Source organism: Candidatus Amarolinea dominans, assembly GCA_016719785.1.
Classification (GTDB): Bacteria; Chloroflexota; Anaerolineae; order SSC4; family Amarolineaceae; genus Amarolinea; species Amarolinea dominans.
The window spans coordinates 1-13,552 of sequence record JADJYJ010000027.1; the positions used below are offsets into that span (position 1 = coordinate 1).

Consider the following 13,552-nt stretch of genomic DNA (forward strand, 5'->3'; position numbering starts at 1 on the left):
TTCAGTACCCTTCAAATCGGGTCGTTGATCGAAGCCACCCCTTGTTTCCAGTCCGAGAGTAGTAAAATGACCTTTTGGCTCTCCAAAATGCGTCCTGGCCCTTCCTGGGCGGCATCTTTGGCCTGCCAATGCCCCCCTTATCTTGCCACATCCTGTTGGTTTGCGCAAATCGTCCGCTGCCTTGTTTCCAGGGGGTATTTGCGCAACGCACACCCCACCCCAACGGCCGCCCCAGGCCCTCAAATATCGTTGCAGAAACGCCTGAACTCGCAGTCCACGCACTTGCCGCGCTCCTTCACCGCCGCCGGCATGCGTTCAGTCACAACAATTTCACGCATTTGCGCCAACGCCTCTCTCACACGGCGCTTCTGCCCCGCATCAATCTTCACCACCTCTGCCCGCCGCAGCGGTATGGGGTAGATATACCCCTGCTCTGCCCGCTTGTGCAGACACTCCTCCACCAACACCGCATACGCCGCCAACTGCAAGCGAATGTTCGGCCCTGTCTCTGTCGCCAGCTTGTAGTCCACCGGCCAGGCCACATCCTCTTGTCCATCTGGCGCCACCAGCAGCAGATCTATCATGCCGCTCAAGCCCAGCGCTTCGCTGTACAGGCGCTTGTTGAACTCTCGCTCCGCAGTTTGCACGCCGTAGGCCTGCAACGAACGTCGGTGTTCGCGCGTCTCCTCCTCCTCATGCGCCTCCTGCCCCGCCTCCATCTTGTCGGTCGTTGGCCGGATGCGCGGCAAACACACTTCGTAATACAGCACGCGGGCACAGTACACATACTGCTTGATATCCGTCACGGTAAACATGACAACCTCCTCGCAGCCGCAAGGCCATCCGTTGACCAGGCAACCTCCGGCTCACGCGCCGGCCAAACCATACCGCCTGACCCGTTTCCCCTGTCATCAAATCTCCTCGTCATCACGGTCCGCCTCCTCAGCATGCTCCCCGTGTTTCCCTGGGCCACCACTGCCGGCCTTCTCCGCCACCAGAACCTCGATCCGCCGCGCCCAGTCTTCAGCGCAGATCGTAAAGAGCTGCACGCTCGCCGGTTTTCTGCCCACTCGCCGCCGAATCTTCATCATCAACGCCTCCTGATGATTGCGACTCAGATTGCCGCTGAACGCGCTGAACTGAATGCGATCCAACCCATAGTCCAGGCACGCCGCGGCCACCGTCGTGCGCACCTTGTCATCGCTGATGTCATAGATCACTATCGTCATCATGCTCAGGCTCCCAGAACTTACAACCCATGCCCCATGCCTAAAACCGGGCCACGTAAGGCTCGAATTCGACGCGGTCGCCACGCAGAAAAGTGGCCAGTTCCCGCGCCTGCATCTGGATGATCTGGCGCAGGCCAAACTGTTTGTCATGGTACTCTGTGGGTCGCTCCAACCGATCCAAACCCGCTCGGCCAGCCCCTCCGGCTCGCCTCCGCCAACAGCCCCTTGTCGTCGCGTTCGATCTCCCCTCCCTTGTTCAGAAAGTTCAACAGCGCCCGATCTACCACCGGTTGCCGAAACGGTTCCACCAGGTCGAAGACCAGGCTCGGCTTCCCTGGCCGATCCGCATGCACGAAGCCCGCATACGGATCCAGCCCGGCCAACACGATCGCCCGCTCCACCTGCCCATAGAGAATGCCGTAGCCATAGTTCAACGCACTGTTGACCGGATCCAGCGCGCCGCGCCCCGTGCGTCCGGGCCATTCCAGATTCTTGGGCAGCAGCGCCGCAAAGCCACGCCAATAGTGCTGCGCCCCCTGCCCCTCCACCGCCAACAGCGACTCGCGCAGCGTCTCGATGTGGGCCGCTTCCGGCAAAACACGCAACGCCTCATCAGCCTTGACCAGCACCTCCGTCATCGCGTCACGCAGGATCGCATACACCTCCGGCGCCGACTCCTGCCGATACTTGGCCGCATAACGCAACAGCCCGGCTTGATTTTGCAGCTTGGCCCGCGCCACTGCGCGCGCCAGGTCAACGCGATTTTTTCGTCATACGCCTTGAGCTGCGCACGCCGCGTCCGCACCGTGCCCGTCAGCCCGGCCGAGTAGACCGCGGCATACGCCCGTCCCCGGCTGTCCACAAAGTGAATCGGAATGCCCTCCTCACAACAGGCCGCCAGCACATCGCTCGACACGCTCACGCCGTTGCTTGCCACCACAATCGTCTGCAGATGCAACAGTGGCGCCTCCGCCACGATCTTATCCTTCACCGTCACCACCACGCGCCCCTGCTTCTTCCCCACAAAGGCGCCATACTCCTCCACCACCAAATTCTCGATAATCGGCATCGCTCCCCTCCCTTCTCCCTTCTCCCTTCTCCCTTCTCCCCTCCGCATTCAGCATTCAGCACTCAGCACTTTGTACTTTGCACTCAGCACTTTGCACTTATGCCACCTCATACCACCCATTCCCCTTCACCGTATTCTTCCCCACCTGCGTCATCTGGCCCCACAGCAGCCACGGCAGCAACTGCTCCCAATGCTCGCTGGTGTAGGTGGCCCGCCCCGTGAAGCCGCCGATGGGTGTGGCATAGTGCTTCTGGCGTGATGGGCTGTGCAGGTCCACCCACTGCGTCTGATCGCCCACCAACCGTACCTCATCGGCCAGCGGCAGCAGGCGTTCCACCGCCACCGGCAGCGTCTCCCCATCCGCGTACCAGTGCGTCAACTGTCGCAACCGCCCCAGTGCGCGTTCGAACAGGGTGATGAAAACCGGTGAATGAGCTAGCATCTCCCCATCCACCAGGCGGGTGGGTGTCAGAAAATTGACATTCACTCGATTACCCTGCCCACGCACCTGTGCAGCCAGCCGCGCCGCGGCAGCTTCCACATCGCCCTGGGTCACCGCCAACTCCGGTGCGTCCACCCGCTTCGATCCTTCGGCCACCAGCAGTTGGCGCATCTCTGTGTATGGATTGAGCGCCCACACCCGGCGCAAAAGAGCACGTCCGCGCTGCCCGTTTTGCACCGGACGCCCCACGCCCGTTTCCCCCATCAGCGCCGTGGCGACCACCAGATAAGGAAACAGGCTGGCGGCCTGGGAACCGAATAGAGTCAGCCCAAAACGCCAGCGTGCGCCCGGCTGCAAATCGGTTGGCGTGCGCACGGGGGGCCGCAGCGCCAATGCCCGTGGCACATCCTTGCCGCGGGTGCTCTCCGGCTCCTCGCGCGCCAATAACCAGCACGCCGGGCAATAGGTTTGATGATTAGGGTCAAGGCTGGCTCGTGTGCCGGGCGGCGCCGGGCAAAAGTGGCGCGACAGCGTCGCATAGAGCGCCGCGCGCAGCGCCGTGCCGCTGTGTTCATACAGCCCCAGTCGCGTCGTCGCTTCCATCTCGAATTCCAGGCAATGTAGCGTAAGCATCCTTTCCTCCTGTCATACACATTTTCAACGCAGGGACGCCAGGGCGCAGAGCCGCAAAGGCCGCCCGAAAAAGCGCCCCGTAGGTCACGCCTCCGGCGTGACAACGCCGTCTGCCACAAAACACTCTCCTCTCACCCTCTCACCCTCTCACCCTCTCACCCTCTCACCCTCTCACCCTCTCACCCTCTCACCCTCTCACCCCTCTCACCTAAATCCCATCATCTTCCGTCGGCCCGGCCGGCGCCCCCGATCCCAGGCCCATCCGGCCATCGTACGTCACCTTCACCACGGACGGCAGCCCCTCACCGGCCGGATAGACCAGGCCCGCGTGCTTGAGCGCATGGTAGCGCCCCCAACTGATCGGCACCAACAGCTCGGCCGCCAGGATCGGCTCTTCGTGGCGTTGGCGCTCGTATTCGTCCCACAGGCTGGCCGGCAGCACCTCGATGCTGTCGAACGCCCGATAGAACTGTTCTTCCAGTTCCGGCGCGGCCTGGAACGGGCGCAGCGTGCGAATGCACACCGCCTCGAACTCAGTGGCCGCCTTGCTGAAGGCTGCGCGCCAACGCGTTTCCACCTCACCCGCGTAGATTTCATCCAGCCACCCGCCCACCGCGCCTTCATCGATGCCTTGATCCTGCAGCCGCTCCAGCACCGCCAGCGTGCGCTGCACCAGGAGCGCGTCATACACCTTCTGCCCGTCGGCCGGTTCGCGGAAGACATGCACAGGCGCCAGGTCGCGCTGCCGTCTGCGGCGATTGACGCGGCCAAAGCGCTGAATCAAGGCCTCCAGCGGCGCCGGGTCCGAGTAGATCGTGTCCAGGTCAATATCCAGGCTCACCTCAACCACCTGGGTTGAAACCAGGACCAGCGGACGCCGTTGGGCACTATCGCCCCCCGTTGCCTCACGGATCAACCGCTCCTTGAAGGCGCGGTCGCGCAGGTTGAAGCGCCCGTGCAGCAGCTCGATCGCGACGCCGGCCTCATCCAAGCGGGCGTGCAGCGCCGCGCACAGCGCCTGCGCCCGATCTACCCGGTTACTGGTCACCAACACCGACTTGCCGGCCCGGGCATCGGCCTCGATACGGTCCAGCGCGGCGTCTGACAGAAGTTCGCCCGGCAGCAGCCGCAGGCGATGACGCTGAAAGGCCTGGAAAAGGCCAGCATCGGCCACGATCTCGGCCGGCCCCGCCAGCGCCTCACGCAGCCATTCTTTGATGAGCGAGGGAAAGGTGGCCGACATCACCAGGAAGCGCGCGTGAAAGCGCTGTGCGAGAAAACGGATCGTCGTCAGAATCAGCGCCAGGCGCTCCACCTCATACGCATGAATTTCGTCGAAGATGAAAACGGCGTCATGGTAATCACTGAACAACGCCTCGTAGCCTGGCAACCGGTAGAACCCTTTGAGAATCTGGTAGGGGCTGAAGATGCGCACCGGCTGCTGATTCAACTGCGCCAGGTTCAGCATCCAGCGCGCCTGGGCCGCGGCCTGCGCCGGCTCGTACGCGCGTTCCATCAGCAAACGATAGAGTGAGAGCAGCCCGCGGCCATGCTGCAGCCCCACCCGATCGCTGCCATAAATCAAGCCCAGCCGCAGTTGCATGGCGTTCATGCTGGCCTGATAGGGCAGCGTATAGAAAAGGCGTGGCACGCTGCTGGCGCTGCGAGCCTGACACGCCGCCCAGAGGAGCGCGGCCTCCGTCTTGCCGCTGCCGGTGGGCGCGGTCAGCAGCAGCGACCCGAGCGTCTCCCCGGCCTGGCGTTGGTGATCGAAGAGCCTGTCCGGGGTCAAAGAACGGCTACGGAGGCTGCTGAGCACAGCATCCGCGGCGAACACGGGTTGGGGCAGGCGCGGCGCGTGCGCCGAGGCGCCATGGTCGGCGTTGATCATAAAACCACGCAAGGCCAGCGTGGCCACAATCGTCCCGGGGTCAGCCTGGCGGCCCAGACTATCATGGAAGCGGCGATAGACCTGCAGCCAGGCATAGATGCGCGGCGCGCCCTGCTGCCGCACCAGGCGCACCGCAGCGGTCAGCGGCGGCAACGCGATCGGCGCGGCGCCCAGCGCATCCAGATCGAGCGCGGCGAACCATTCCGCCGGGCAGTCGTGCAGCCAGCGCCACAGGCCCTGCACGATCGTGCAGCAAGGCGGCCCAGGCCAGAATGTGCCAGAGACGCGGCGCGCCCAGCCGCGCCGGCAGCGTCGGTCGCAGGTGTGCCACATCGGCCAGGCGCGTCAGCACGGTCCAGGTGTGCTGCGCCAGGGTTTCGGGCTGATTCCCGGCGCCCTTGGGCGCGCTTTTGGCCCAGATCGTGTCGAGCCAGTCCGGCCAACGCAATTCACTCATCGCCTTCCCCGTCGAAGTTCAGAAGGCCAGCCCGCGCTGCGCCCCGTGATCGTCAGGGGTGGTGGGGTCCACCCAGAAACGGGGCGCAGGCGCGTCAGCAAACTGAAAGCCCTGCTCGTTGGGCAGGCGCACCCGCTCCGTCAGCGCCACGTAGCGGCTGAACTGGGGCGCGCGGCGCCGATCGTAATCCAGGAAGCGCGGCATCAACAGCGTGACCCCGCGCATCACCTGCAGCGCCATGCGGTAAGGCAGCAGCGTATGTTCGAAGTAGGCGTGATCGGCCTCCGCTAACTCGACCACGCGCACATCAACATAAGCGAACAAATCCTGTGAGCGCCCCAGGATGACGGCGTAGCGCGGGCTGCGGAAAGCCGACAGCCATTCCGGGCGATTGATATACAGCGTCAGCCGCGGGAAGAAGAGCAGCTCGCGCTCGAACGGGTTGACATTGCCCTCCAACACCTTTGGGATCTGCGTGCCCGGCAGCTTGCCCGTGGCCGGCGACAGCACAATCGTGTGCTCCTTGTCACGCAGCGGCTGCAGATTCTGGTGGGTGAAACAGTAGCCGAACTGCAAACCGGCCGGATCCGCCCACTCCCCCAGCGCGCTGCAGATATGCCCATAGATCGTTGCCGGCGGCGGCATCGGATAACTGGGCTGCACCCCTTGCATGAAGTGCGGATAGCGAAACGATGTGGTCAGACCTTCGGCCACAATTCTCAGTACCTTCATGGCCTCCTCGCTTTCATCAACTGCCAGGCCCGCCTAATCAAGCCAACCCTCATGCCCAGGCGCCGCCAACGCAGCCGCCATCGCCTGGAACGCGACGCGCGGATGCGCGATCTGAATCTGGCCGCGGAAGGGTGCCAGCAGGCCGCCGTCCTGCAGCGCCTGCTCGAAACGGCCGCGCTCGTCATCCAGGTAGCCGCGCGTCCAACCGATGTAGACAGCCGACAGCAGATCGTCCGCGAAGACGGTCAGCGCCTCAGCCAGCGCATCCAGCTTGAACTCAGGCTGGCCGCGGCCGGTCGCGCCCACGACATGGCCGAAGATGTGATTGCCGCCCCTGGTCACCGCCATGATCGTCAGGGCCGGCGCCACATCGGTGTAATGCAGGGTCTGCTTGGCGCCCCCCTCCAGATGCGCCAGCCCTTCGAAAAGGGTCTTGACGCGCTGCACGCGCTCGGCCAACGGCAGCCGGTACGATTTATCTGCTTCCACCAGCTCCAACCCTCGCTGACGCGCCATCTCGATACGGCCGTCGTCCAGGTTGCGAAAACCGGTCTTCTGGCGATAGGAAAAGGTGCCGGCCGCGTGCAGGTCGAGCGAAAAGAGGCCCTTGAGCGTGGTGCGGTAGAACTGGTGCTCGTGCGGCACCGGGTCGCCTTCGTGGCGCGCCATCACGCCGAAATCCTCGGTGACAGAAACCGGTGCGATGGAAACCAGGGTGCTGACCCGGAAGGGCGAGACGCGCGTAATCGTATCGCTGGTAGGCGTCTCGCCGGCCCGGCTGGTGTCGGCCGCGCGCTTCTCCTGCGCAGATTTCTTGCCCGAAGGCGCGCGCATGTAGCCGAACAGATCATCGTCCCAGAACAGGATGGGGTTGGCGTCGGTGTAGGCCACCTTCTCCTCGCGGTAGATGGGCGCCTTTTTGCCAACCGATCTGCGCATCCTCCAGGGTGGCGCGCAGCCAGTAACGAAAGGCCTGCGCGGAGACGTAGGGATAGGCGCCATCGCGCCTTGATCATCTTGACGCCGACCGTATTATCGGTGCGGGCGCCGGGAATACTGCCCAGGTTGTTCAGCGCCGACGCGGGCGCATCAATCAACAGCAAACCGGTAACGAATGACATGGTTCAATCCTCCTCTGATGCATTGGTTTGACGATTCTCAGCATTCTCAGCCGTCTCAGCAACTTCGGGGATGGCGTCCACGTTCTGGCGCAGCCATCCGTGTTCGTGCAGTTGTTCGATCATGCGAATCAAGATGAGATCGCGCCAGGCGCCCATCTGGGCGCGCCACCTCGTCGCCCTCCTCGAAAACGACCAGGTACGGATCCAGGCGATCAAGGGCGGCTGACCGCGGCGCACATGCGCCATGTTGGCTTTGATCAGCGCGTTGCGCAGGTGCCCGTAGTTTTGCAGCGTGAAGAACTCACGAAAGAAGCGGCGGTCGTTCTGCCCGCTGACGTAGGCAGCCAGGCGATCGCCCAACTGCCGAATCTCGGCGATCCGTTGTTTGTCCATCTGTAAAACCCTCCTCAGAAAACACTCGGTGATTTTCCACGATACCAGCTCGGCCTGATCCCTGACCGAATAGGCGCCGCGGGGATCGGTGGGGACATTGCGCACGGCGCGCAAGGCCACGCGCAGAAAATAGGTGCGAATGAACGTGGGGGCATTGCCCGGCAGGCGAAAAAGGTCCTCGTAGAGCCAGTTGCGCCGCGGTTTGAACTCAGCCGCGGGAACGGCGGCCTTGTTGCCCTTGGGCGGCGGCGGCAGTTCCCAGGCGCGGCGCACCACAGCCGCCCAGTCCGCGTGGTATTCGGCCAGGTGCATTTCGTGCAGGAAACCGATGATTTGCAGCGGCAGATGATAGAGATCGAGCGCCACACCCTGGCCGCTGTTGGTCAGATGATAGGCGGTGATGGAGAAGGGGCGCTCGTCTGCGCGCCGCTCACGCTGCATCACCGCGGCGTCCAACAGGGTGCTGACCAGCAGCGTGCGTTGGGACTGCGACGCTTCGGGCAGCTTGGTCTCCCCGGCCGCCTGCGCCAGTTGAATCGCCAGGCGGTTCTTCTGCAGAAAATCGGCAGCGAAGTGCAGGATCAGCTCCTCGTTGTCGGAGTGGACGGCCAGCAGTTTGCCGCCGGACTTGGCGCAACCCAGGAAAGGCCTGAATGGCGAGCAGCGCCCAGCCTGAGACGGGCAAGCCCGCGTCGCCGCCGGGGTGAAAATTGATCACATCTTCGCCGGTCAGCAGGGGCACGTGCTGGCGAAACGTGCGCCCCGGCAGCAGCGTTTCGCCAAACGCGATGGCGCTGGCCGGCTCCCCGGTGAAGACACAGGTTTCCGCGCCTGGCGCCTGTTCCTGGCGATAGGCACGCGCGACCAGGTTAGCATAGGTCAGGCGTCGTTCCGGGGTTTTCTCGAACGCAGGTTGGGTGAAACCCGAGTTGGGAAAGGCCACCGTCAGGAACGACTTGAGCGGCTGGCGCACATATTCGGCCGTCACATAATCAGCCATGCGCTCCAGATCGGCCTCCGTCACCTCTTCGGGTCGCTGGCGCCGGTTGAAGAGGGTGATCACAGCCACACCCACATCCACGAGCGGATGTCCTCGTAAAACGTATCATGCAGACTCCTCCTTTCTGATGAAAAATAACTGCTCAGGCGGCCAGCCGCCGAATGAATTCGGGGCGAAAGGGCGTTCCGCCGCCAGGTCGGCCTGCGCCGACCGCCATTGCGTCCACGCAGGTGGACGCCCGGCGGAACGCCCACCAGGCGCGATTTCAATCGCTCTCGCCTGTTATCTGCCCGCGCTGGCGGGCTGTGTCGCGGATGGCCTGAATGTTCAGGATTTCGGCCACCTCAAAGCGTGGGGGCACCGCGCCGGCCACCGGGCGCAGGCGCACGCAGGCCGGGAAATAGCCCATGCGGCCGTGCGGCTCGGCCAGCAGCGTCACCGCGCTGTAGTTGAGCGAGGGCGGGTTGACCAGGAGCGCTTCGTTCTGCCACTCCATCGGCGTCAGGCCCGCGGCATCGGCCATCGCCGTGACTTGCGGCGCCAGGGGCTGCTGCGCATCCATCTGATTGCGCACCTCCAGCACACGCTGGACAGGCGCCTGCAGCAGCGCCTCGATGGCCGCCATCTGCTCGGCGCTCAGGGGGTGAGAGAAATTGAGAAGGATCATGGGATTACCTCACGGGTTGTCATTGATCGCATGTTCGCCGTAGCGACGCAGGCGCAGCGCCCCATCCTCCGGTGCAGCTAATGCGGCGGCCCTGGGTCACACGAAAATGACCAATCGGGCGGCCGCTCTGCGAAAATTGATTCCTGTAAACTTCGTACAGAAGGCCGCCATCACGTTTGAGCGATGCGCTGTCGCCGGCGCTGTCCTCGAGCAAACCAGAAACACGAGCTAACGACTCCTGTACCTCTGTTCGCTGCTGGGCATCTGCGCCCTTGAAATCCTTGCGGAACTGATCTGTGAACTGTAGACGCGGAAAAGGCAACAAATCCGCGCCGAGCAACTCCTCGCGCACGCGGTTCCACACCAGCGCGCCCCAATCCGAGAGACTGGCAGAGCCGGACTCGTCGATGTCGAGCAGACCGGCGGGCACACCACTCACCTGTTCCACGGCATAGACGTGGCCCTGCGCCATCATGGCTAACTCCACGCGGCTTTCACGCAGAGCGCCCACGTCAATCTGCAGCGGCAGGCGTGGAATACTGAGCAATTTCGAACCAGTCTCGAAAATATAGATCATCTCATCGGCGTAGAACATCCCCATGATGCTCAGGTAGCCCTGCAGACTCTTGAAGGCAGCCGTCAGATTGAACACGACATGATAGCCCGCGCTGCGGTAGCCGGGGATCGTGTCTTCACACCAGCGAATCAGTTGTTTCATGCCGCTGGAAAAGGTCAGCGGGTCGGCGGTAGATAAGGCGGCCGGAATGTAGACATCGGCTGTCAACCCCTGGCTGCGCAGGAAGTCGCAGATGATTGCCGCCGCCAGCCGGCCCAATGCCGTGTCGGTTGCCACCAGGAAATGAATGTCTCCTGACCCCCCGGTAGGGAGCTTGTCATCGTAAAGGCCGTAGATTCCGTTTAACTCCGCGCTCAGTTTGCGGTTCACTACAACGTCGCCTGCGCGCAATCTGGCGGTCACGCGCTGCGCCAGTTCCTGCGCTTTTGCCTCCACATCGTCAGGCAAGCGGGCCGCGTTGGTCGCCTGATTGAATTTCTGTCTCCAGGCCCCTTCCGTCGAATCCAACGCATTGAGCAGTGGGCTGATGCCCACCGTGCTTAACACAAATCGCTTCGTTGCCATTGTTCACCTCACTGACTTGCGCACTGACATAACCGTGCGTCGGCCATCGGCCGTCTCCTCCGTCACGTATTCCACCGTCGTCCGGTCGGGCAAATTATCCATGCCCAACTTCTTCCAATCAACCCGCGAGCGCAGTTGCGGATCGTCCAGGTCGTGAATCATGGCACGCCCCTGATCGTATTTGACGCGCCCGTGTCGCGTCGAGCGAGCTGCTGCGGGCGCTACCACCGTTGGCGGCGGCGAGACAACGGCCGCGGTCTGCGCCGGCGCACCGGCTGGCGCGGCCGCGGTCTCCACGGCCACAAAATAGCCGTACCCGGCGCTGGTTTTGGCGCCCGCGCCCAGGTTGAGCAGTCCCTGCCTGAGCCAGGTCTGGGCGGTACGGCGATAGCTTTTCGCGTGTTCGTCCAGCGATCCGCGCCAGCCGACCGCGAACTGAAACGCCGTATCCGCGGCCACCGTGAGAAAGTAAACAGGAATGGGATTCTGCGAATCGGTGGGCGCCTCGGAACCCTGGTAATACTTGGGATAGTGCGGGTTCATGATGTCCAGGTCGAGCGTTGGCAATTCGGCCACGGCCGGGATGGCATCCAGAAAGATGGCCTGGCCGGCGTTGGCCGTTGTGCCGAACAGCTCACGCCACCCATCCGCGGTGCGTCGCGCCACAGCCGCACTTTTGGGCGCCTGGGCGGAGGGCCGGCCATTCTTTCTCAAATTTCTCGTTGTCGTCCTGGCTGAGCGCAGCGTCAGGCGCCCAGGTCCGCGACATCCAGCGCCTCCGCCACCCGCAACAGTCCCCACGCCCGCGCCAGCCCCTTCAGGCTGCTGCCGGGCAGGATGGGAAAGCCGTAACGGTGAAACGTGAAGCCCACCTCCAGCGGCCCCTTGCGCCCCAGCCCCGTCACCAGGCGCCAGTCGGTGCGCAGCATGAACGGCTCCGCCTGCACCGCCGCAACCGTCTGCTGCCAGCGTCTGCCAGGCTGCCAGGTAACGTCATGTCAGCGTCGCCGCCTGTTTGACGGCCAGCAGGCCACTCTTCTTGGCCTCTTGATTATTCAAGCAGTCTGGAGCAAAGCGATCGAAGATCAGACCGGCATTTTGACTGGACTGCGGAGACTGCGCCCGCCAGGCCGTCAGGGTTCGCCGCAGCAATGGATAGTCCATCGGTTATCTCCTTCTATGCCGTTTCATCACTTTTCCTCGCCCAGTTCGGCTTCGGCAAAGCGTTTGAGCCACACCAGCAGGGCCAGCGTTTCCACGGTCGCCTGCCGGTACCCATCGGTTGTAGCGTTGTCGCCGGTGATCCAACCGAGCAATCCTTTCTCATGGCTCCAGTGAAATCGTTCTTCCATCACCCACCGGGAAACGTCCAGGGGAAACGCATGTTCATTTGCTGCGCCTTGCAGACATGGAAGACCGTTAAGCGCGCCAGAAGGCCAGCGTCTGCCCCAGGCCGTTCGTTTGCGTCAGCCGCGGCGCTGCGCCCGGTTGGCCGTACTTCTTGGCGAAGACTCTCCTTCCCTGACCTCATCGATCCGCCGCCAGGCGTGGTTCGCCCGTCTCTGCTCCAGCGATCGCTGCCGGCTCGCCCGCACCCCTCCCACCATACGAGATGGCGGTGGTGCCCTGACCCCGGTCGTTTCGTCGCCGCCCAACTGCGGACCGCACGTCGGTTTCAGGCCCTCCGGCCTTTGGAGAATCTGCATTCCGCTCAACTCCACGTTACTGGGCGCCGGGCGGTGTCGCCATCAGCGGCGCGTAGGTAGCGTATCCACCGGCGGGCTCTCCGAAGTCCACAGGCGCCGTTGTCCACCGTTTTCGTGATTGGATTGGGCTTGATGTCGTCTGCACCTCGGTGCTGTAAAGGACAAAATCCGAACGCATCCTCAGGTAGGATGCAGAGCCGGGTCAGTCCTGCGCCGGTTAGTCGTACTCTCGTTCTGGGCTGCGGCGCGTGGTCCAGCGAGCCAGGCGCGATCGTCTGCCAACTTCTGCTGGTCGGTTGGGCAGAAGCGGACTCCTCCGGCACCACGCTGTACCAAGCCAACAGCGTTGCGCTGTCGGCACAGGCCGTCGGCGTGCCCGGCGATGCGGTTAGCGGACCCATCCGGATACTAACCGGCCCTGACCCGCATCGCGCTGAAAGCGCTCGCCAGCACATCCAAGCTAGTCGTCAGGCAAACACGCCGGACAACAAACACACCGGAAACAAGAATGCGCGAATCACGACCCACTTTCTTCGACAGCGCCCGACATGGTCGCTGGCCTGAGCCGTTCCAGCCCGAAGATGACAAACTCATCCTCCTGCGACAACCGACCAAACGGGTCTCAGCGGCGGCTCGCCTTTCAGGCTACTCGCCTGCACCATCAGGTAGCCGGTGCTGCGCGCCGGATAGGAAAGATACACCGTTCCCGGGCTGCGCGGCGCCTTCACATGCAGCGACGTTTCGACATAAATAAACATCAGTGATTTTGCATCGAACATCCGGTCATTCCTCCTTCTTACCCAAAAAGAACATCAGGCGGGCGCAATGACGGCCTGGCCCAGACCGATTTCAGCGCCCCGGTCAGTGTTAGCGTTCTGGATCAAGTCAGGGCGGAGCGCCTGACCATCACTGGAAAAGAGATACACACTACCGGCTGGCACAAAACGCCGGGCGGGACGATGAGCGCCGGCCTCGGCGGCGGGTGCGGCCCAATCAAAGCCGCCCACGCTCTCGTAGCGATGGATGGCCGTCGCTTGCAGGCTGACCTGGCCCTGGAAAACTGGCTCCCAG

General features: G+C 63.3%; 15 protein-coding genes and 2 pseudogenes. All 17 read right to left on the minus strand.

The features are described from left to right. Positions 1–239: 239 nt before the first annotated feature. On the minus strand, positions 240–815 hold the full coding sequence (gene cas4, locus IPM84_20970) for a CRISPR-associated protein Cas4 (GenBank protein ID MBK9095182.1): 576 nt from the start codon (positions 813–815) through the stop codon (positions 240–242). Between the two features lie 96 nt (positions 816–911). Next, complete coding sequence (cas2, locus tag IPM84_20975; GenBank protein ID MBK9095183.1) at positions 912–1,232, minus strand: CRISPR-associated endonuclease Cas2; 321 nt, start codon at positions 1,230–1,232, stop codon at positions 912–914. Positions 1,233–1,269: 37 nt separating this feature from the next. Continuing rightward, positions 1,270–2,298, minus strand: a pseudogene (gene cas1 / locus IPM84_20980) (CRISPR-associated endonuclease Cas1). 97 nt (positions 2,299–2,395) lie between these two features. After that, complete coding sequence (gene cas6 / locus IPM84_20985; GenBank protein ID MBK9095184.1) at positions 2,396–3,373, minus strand: CRISPR system precrRNA processing endoribonuclease RAMP protein Cas6; 978 nt, start codon at positions 3,371–3,373, stop codon at positions 2,396–2,398. Between the two features lie 208 nt (positions 3,374–3,581). Then, positions 3,582–5,597, minus strand: a complete 2,016-nt coding sequence (cas3, locus tag IPM84_20990) for a CRISPR-associated helicase Cas3' (GenBank protein ID MBK9095185.1) — start codon at positions 5,595–5,597, stop codon at positions 3,582–3,584. A gap of 142 nt (positions 5,598–5,739) precedes the next feature. Continuing rightward, positions 5,740–6,453, minus strand: coding sequence for a CRISPR-associated protein Cas5 (gene cas5 / locus IPM84_20995; GenBank protein ID MBK9095186.1), 714 nt, complete (start codon positions 6,451–6,453; stop codon positions 5,740–5,742). A 33-nt stretch (positions 6,454–6,486) separates the two neighbouring features. Further along, positions 6,487–7,574: pseudogene (gene cas7i / locus IPM84_21000) on the minus strand (type I-B CRISPR-associated protein Cas7/Cst2/DevR). Positions 7,575–7,577: 3 nt separating this feature from the next. Beyond that, a complete protein-coding gene (locus IPM84_21005) occupies positions 7,578–8,408 on the minus strand; it encodes a hypothetical protein (GenBank protein ID MBK9095187.1) in 831 nt (276 codons plus the stop codon). Further along, on the minus strand, positions 8,398–9,036 hold the full coding sequence (locus IPM84_21010; GenBank protein ID MBK9095188.1) for a hypothetical protein: 639 nt from the start codon (positions 9,034–9,036) through the stop codon (positions 8,398–8,400). Before IPM84_21010 ends, IPM84_21005 begins: the two co-directional genes overlap by 11 nt. Positions 9,037–9,232: 196 nt before the next feature. Continuing rightward, entirely contained in the window at positions 9,233–9,634 is a 402-nt protein-coding gene (locus tag IPM84_21015; GenBank protein MBK9095189.1) for a hypothetical protein, read from the minus strand. A 19-nt stretch (positions 9,635–9,653) separates the two neighbouring features. Then, on the minus strand, positions 9,654–10,775 hold the full coding sequence (locus IPM84_21020; protein MBK9095190.1) for a CRISPR-associated protein: 1,122 nt from the start codon (positions 10,773–10,775) through the stop codon (positions 9,654–9,656). A gap of 3 nt (positions 10,776–10,778) precedes the next feature. Further along, the gene (gene cmr6, locus IPM84_21025) at positions 10,779–11,489 is read right to left on the minus strand and encodes a type III-B CRISPR module RAMP protein Cmr6 (GenBank protein ID MBK9095191.1); all 711 of its coding nucleotides are present in this window, start codon (positions 11,487–11,489) and stop codon (positions 10,779–10,781) included. 32 nt (positions 11,490–11,521) lie between these two features. Next, entirely contained in the window at positions 11,522–11,704 is a 183-nt protein-coding gene (locus tag IPM84_21030; protein MBK9095192.1) for a hypothetical protein, read from the minus strand. Between the two features lie 64 nt (positions 11,705–11,768). Then, a complete protein-coding gene (locus IPM84_21035; GenBank protein ID MBK9095193.1) occupies positions 11,769–11,939 on the minus strand; it encodes a hypothetical protein in 171 nt (56 codons plus the stop codon). Between the two features lie 26 nt (positions 11,940–11,965). Beyond that, positions 11,966–12,127: a hypothetical protein gene (locus tag IPM84_21040; protein MBK9095194.1), complete on the minus strand. Its 162-nt coding sequence runs from the start codon at positions 12,125–12,127 to the stop codon at positions 11,966–11,968. A gap of 944 nt (positions 12,128–13,071) precedes the next feature. After that, entirely contained in the window at positions 13,072–13,260 is a 189-nt protein-coding gene (locus IPM84_21045) for a hypothetical protein (GenBank protein MBK9095195.1), read from the minus strand. Positions 13,261–13,293: 33 nt separating this feature from the next. Continuing rightward, the coding region (locus IPM84_21050; protein MBK9095196.1) for a CRISPR-associated protein Cmr3 at positions 13,294–13,552 on the minus strand (259 nt) is incomplete at its 5' end.

Bases quoted from the DNA above. Each gene is read 5' to 3' on its own strand.
- cas4 (MBK9095182.1), bottom strand. From the start codon at position 815: ATGTTTACCGTGACGGATATCAAGCAGTATGTGTACTGTGCCCGCGTG.
- cas2 (MBK9095183.1), bottom strand. From the start codon at position 1,232: ATGATGACGATAGTGATCTATGACATCAGCGATGACAAGGTGCGCACG.
- cas6 (MBK9095184.1), bottom strand. From the start codon at position 3,373: ATGCTTACGCTACATTGCCTGGAATTCGAGATGGAAGCGACGACGCGA.
- cas3 (MBK9095185.1), bottom strand. From the start codon at position 5,597: ATGTGGCACACCTGCGACCGACGCTGCCGGCGCGGCTGGGCGCGCCGC.
- cas5 (MBK9095186.1), bottom strand. From the start codon at position 6,453: ATGAAGGTACTGAGAATTGTGGCCGAAGGTCTGACCACATCGTTTCGC.
- IPM84_21005 (MBK9095187.1), bottom strand. From the start codon at position 8,408: ATGCAGCGTGAGCGGCGCGCAGACGAGCGCCCCTTCTCCATCACCGCC.
- IPM84_21015 (MBK9095189.1), bottom strand. From the start codon at position 9,634: ATGATCCTTCTCAATTTCTCTCACCCCCTGAGCGCCGAGCAGATGGCG.
- IPM84_21020 (MBK9095190.1), bottom strand. From the start codon at position 10,775: ATGGCAACGAAGCGATTTGTGTTAAGCACGGTGGGCATCAGCCCACTG.
- IPM84_21030 (MBK9095192.1), bottom strand. From the start codon at position 11,704: ATGCTGCGCACCGACTGGCGCCTGGTGACGGGGCTGGGGCGCAAGGGG.
- IPM84_21035 (MBK9095193.1), bottom strand. From the start codon at position 11,939: ATGGACTATCCATTGCTGCGGCGAACCCTGACGGCCTGGCGGGCGCAG.
- IPM84_21040 (MBK9095194.1), bottom strand. From the start codon at position 12,127: ATGGAAGAACGATTTCACTGGAGCCATGAGAAAGGATTGCTCGGTTGG.
- IPM84_21045 (MBK9095195.1), bottom strand. From the start codon at position 13,260: ATGTTCGATGCAAAATCACTGATGTTTATTTATGTCGAAACGTCGCTG.